Here is a 4,258-nt window from a genome sequence, read left to right on the forward strand (position 1 = left end):
GGAACGAACGATGGCGGATCGCGTCCCTGAGGATCCTGACGACCGGCTGGCGAGGAAGGAGCGCGAGGCCCGGGCGATCCTGCGCCGGCTCGGCCGCGTCGTCGTCGCCGTGTCGGGTGGGGTGGACAGCGCGCTCCTGCTGGCGATGGCCCGCGAGGAGCTCGGCGATCGGGCGCGGGCGGCGCTGGCGGTGTCGCCTTCTCTGGCGGGCCGCGAGCGGGAGGAAGCCCGCGCCCTGGCGAAGCGGCTGGGCGTCCCGCTCGTCGAGCTGAGGACGGGAGAGTTCGAAGATCCACGGTACCTCGCGAACGGGCCCGATCGCTGCTACTGGTGCCGCGCGGCGCTGGCCGAGGCGCTCGTGCGGTTGGCGGCCGAGGATGGGGCGGCCGCCTGCTACGGCGCGATCGCCGACGACACGGCGGACGACCGGCCGGGGATGCTGGCGGCGCGCGAGGCGGGACTGCGTGCCCCGCTGCTCGAGGCGGGCTTCACCAAAGAGGATGTCCGCCGGCTCGCCAAGCGGCTCGGGCTTCCGGTTTGGGACAAGCCCGCCTCGGCCTGTCTGGCGTCGAGGATCCCCCGGGGGGAGCGGGTCACCGCAGAGCGGCTGGCGCGGGTGGAGCGGGCCGAAGAGGGGCTCGCCCGCCTGGGCTATCGGGCGGTGCGGGTGCGCGATCACGGCGCGATCGCCCGCATCGAACTACCGGCCGAGTCGGTCGCAGCCGCGGCCGCCGACCGCGAGCGGATCGTCGAGGCGGTGCGCCGGGCGGGCTACGCGTACGTGTGCCTCGATCTCGAGGGGTACCGGCCGGCCGGCCTCGCGGCGAACCGGTCCGCCTGATCGCTTCCGAGGTGCTTCCTCGATGGTGCGAAAAGCCGCGCAACTCGATGCACGACGGACACTTTCTCCCGATCCCCGGTCATCGATCCATTCGCGACCGCAACCTGCGTTCCTCCTGCGAGTTCGGCGGCCCAACGCACCATTGCGGACGCACCTCGGATCGCTTCCGCGGGCGATGTGACGTGCTTCCCCGATGGTGCGTTTCTTCTCACAACTCGATGAGTCCCCGGAGGTTGGCGCCCCGAACCGCCCGCTTCACGCGAAATCGGGCGCAAGGTGCCGGTCTTTCATCGAGTTGGCCGGCGTAGCGCACCATCGAGGGCGCGCCTCCCGGGCGACGGGGCTCCGTCAGCGCGCCCGCGCGCTCGGCTCGTCGCGCGCCGACAGCCGCCGCCTGAGCCCCTCCGCGAGCAGGTGGAAGCCCAGGACGGTCAGGAAGACGGCGAGGCCGGGAAACAGCGCGAGCCACCAAGCTCGAGCCCCGTCGAGCATCCCGTCCCGCAGCAGGTTCCCCCAGGAGGGCTCGGGCGGCCGGATGCCGAGCCCGAGAAAGCCGAGTCCGGCCTCGACGAGCACCGCGCCGCCCGCCAGGAAGGAGGCCGGCACGAGGGCCGGCGTCAGTGCGTGGGGCAGGAGGTGCCGAAGGCCGATGCGCCAGGGCCCCGCGCCGGACGCGCGGGCGGCGGCGGCGAGGTCGGAGCCGCTCCACCGGCGGACCTCGGCGCGGACGTACCGGAACAGCGTCGGCCAGGCGAACAGCCCGATCACCACCCCGACCCGCCCGGCCGGCCAGCCTCCCGGTCCGCCGAACCCGAGCAGGGCGATCGCCCCGACGAGCGCCGGGAAGGCGTGCACGGCGTCGGCCGCCCGCGCGAGGATCGTGTCGGCGGCCGGCCCGAGGATCCCGGCACCGGTCCCGAGGGCCGCCCCGATCGCCAGGGCGAGGGCCGTGGCGACGGCGCCGGCGGCGAGGCTCCTCCGGCCCCCGTGCAGCAGGCGCGAGGCGACGTCCCGTCCCTGGGCGTCGGTACCGAGCGGATGGTCCGGCCCCGGCGGCTCGAGCGCTCGCGCCAGGTCGATCCGGTCGGGATCGTAGGGGACCGGGGCCGGGACGAGCACCTCGGCCCGCCCCACGACGCGCGCGGGCGGCCGGACGGCGAGCCGGCCGTCGACACGCGCGAGCCACGGGCGCCCGGAGGCGAGCACGGGCGCCGCCGCCGCCAGGAGGCCCAGCAGCGCGAGAATCCCGGCGCCGGCCGCCAGAGTTCCCCGCCCGTCAGCCACCGGGTCCCCCACCGGCGCGCAGGCGCGGATCGGCCGCGGCCGCTCCGAGGTCGGCGAGAAGGCTTCCGGCCACGGTGAGCAACGCGACGATCGCGGTGAGCGCCATCACCACCGGAACGTCCCTCGCCGCCACCGCCTGCACGTAGAGGCGTCCCACCCCCGGCCACGCGAAGAGCGTTTCGATCAGGACCGAGCCGGTGGCGAGGGAGGGGACGAGCAGGCCGGCCAGCGTGGCCAGCGGCACGAGCGAAGGGCGCACGGCGTGCCTCCGGAACACCTGGCTCTCGGGAAGGCCGAGGGCGCGCGCCGCGAGCGCGTGCGCGGAGGCGAGCCCCTCGAGAGCGGTATCGCGGGCGAAGCGGGCGTAGAAGGCCAGCCCGTGGAGCGCGAGGCACGCGGCCGGGAGGACCAGGTGGGCGAGCCTGGCCGCGGGACCGGCCTCCGCTCCCGCCGGCGTGCGCCCGTACAGCGGGAGCCAACCGAGGCGCACGGCGAACAGCTGCTGGGCGAGCATGGCGATCCAGAAGGCCGGCAGGGCGTACAGGGCGACGAGCGCCCCGCCGGCGAGGCGCTCCGCCGCTCGCCCGCGCCACCGAGCGGCGCCCCAGCCCAGCGGCAGGCCGGCGGCGGCGACGAGCGCGAGCGCCGCGAGGTTGAGTTCGACGGTGGCGCCGATCCGGCCGGCGATGTCGTCGGCGACGGGCCGGCCGGTGCGGATCGACCGGCCGAGATCGCCGCGCGCGGCCCGCCGGGCCCAGTCGAGGTAGCGGACGAGGAGCGGCCGGTCGAGCCCGAGCCGGTGAGCCAGCTCGGCCCGCTGCCCGGCGTCGAGGCGGGCCGCCAGCTCCGGCGGAACCGCGCCCGCGAGCGGATCTCCGGGAAGGAGGGCGAGGGCGGCGTAGGCGAGGAACGTCGTGAGCGCCACGGTCAGCGCCGCCGCGGCGAGACGGCGGGCGGCGCGGCCCAGCGGTGGCCTCATGGGCTCCGCACGCGCCACGCCGCCGGGCCGGGGCGGAAACCGAGCAGGCCGCGCGGGCTCGTCTCGAGTTCCAGGCTCCGGACCACGGCGAGGCGCGAGCCGGGATAAAAGAAGAAGGTGCACGGCTGGAGCTCGTGGAGCCGCCGGCCCAGCGACCGGTAGACGGCGGCGCGCGCCTCGCGATCGAACGTCGTGCGGCCGGCCTCGATGAGGCGGTCCACCTCCGGATCGGCCAGCCCCGGGTAGTTGAGGCCGCCGTCCTTCTGAGAGGAATGCCACAGGTCGTAAGGGTCGGGATCGGGCTCGAGGGCCATTCCCGACATCGCCGCCACGAACCGCCGCCGCTGGAGCCGGTCGCGCAGCACCGCCCACTCGAGCGGTGTCAACTCGGCGACGACGCCGACGCGGGCCAGGTTGTCCCGGACGAACGAGGCGATCCGCTCCACCTCGGCCGAACCGGCGGCGAAGGCGAGGGGGAAGCGGAAGGGGACCCCGTCGCGCTCGCGGACACCGTCGCCGTCGCGGTCCACCCAGCCGGCCTCGTCGAGGAGGGCGGCGGCGCGCTTCCTGTCGGTGGGAAGCGGAGACAGGGCCGGGTCGTAGGCCCAGGTGTCGGGATGGAACGTGGACACTGCCACGCGCGAGACGCGGTCCCCGAGCGCCTCGAGGAAGCCCTGTCGGTCGATCGCCAGCGTCATCGCCCGCCGCACCCTGACATCGCCGAAAAAGGGATTCGATCCGTCCATTCTCCAGGCGATGAACCAGACGTAGAGCATCCGGTAGGTGACCACCCGGAACCGCTCTCCGAACTCCGTGTCCGACGCGAGCGACCTCGCCTGGGTCGGCGACAGCGCGGTGGCGTCGACCGCGCCCGCCCGGAGGGCCGCCAGGCGCGTGGCGTACTCGGGGATGACCTCGAGGACGAGGCGGCCGATCGACGGCGGCCACCGGGGGTGCTCGCGGTTGGCCGCCAGCACGACGCGCTCGCCCCGGTCCCATCGCTCGAAGCGGAAGGGGCCGCAGCCGATCGGGGGGAAGCTGTCGGGGTCGGCCCCCTCCGGGACGAGCGGCAGCCGGGCCCAGGCCGCCAGCGCCGGCGCGAACGGGCGCGCATAGGTGACCGCGACGGTGCGCGGGCCGCGAGCCTCGACGCC

4 protein-coding genes are annotated in these 4,258 nt (G+C 75.6%); 1 reads left to right on the forward strand and 3 read right to left on the reverse strand.

Annotated features, from left to right (window positions below; genetic code table 11):
- Nucleotides 1-10: 10 nt before the first annotated feature.
- Entirely contained in the window at nucleotides 11-841 is an 831-nt protein-coding gene (larE, locus tag D6718_00360; GenBank protein RMG49104.1) for an ATP-dependent sacrificial sulfur transferase LarE, read from the forward strand.
- Between the two features lie 348 nt (nucleotides 842-1,189).
- Here larE and D6718_00365 read toward each other — a convergent pair whose 3' ends face one another.
- The 3 genes from D6718_00365 to D6718_00375 all read right to left on the reverse strand — a co-directional run.
- Nucleotides 1,190-2,155: an ABC transporter permease gene (locus D6718_00365; protein ID RMG49101.1), complete on the reverse strand. Its 966-nt coding sequence runs from the start codon at nucleotides 2,153-2,155 to the stop codon at nucleotides 1,190-1,192.
- Nucleotides 2,118-3,104, reverse strand: coding sequence for an ABC transporter permease (locus D6718_00370; protein RMG49102.1), 987 nt, complete (start codon nucleotides 3,102-3,104; stop codon nucleotides 2,118-2,120). The genes D6718_00365 and D6718_00370 overlap by 38 nt, the downstream gene beginning before the upstream one ends.
- Nucleotides 3,101-4,258: hypothetical protein (locus D6718_00375; protein ID RMG49103.1), on the reverse strand; the 1,158-nt coding region annotated here is incomplete at its 5' end. The genes D6718_00375 and D6718_00370, both read right to left, overlap by 4 nt.

This window comes from Acidobacteriota bacterium (genome assembly GCA_003696075.1).
Classification (GTDB): Bacteria; Acidobacteriota; Polarisedimenticolia; order J045; family J045; genus J045.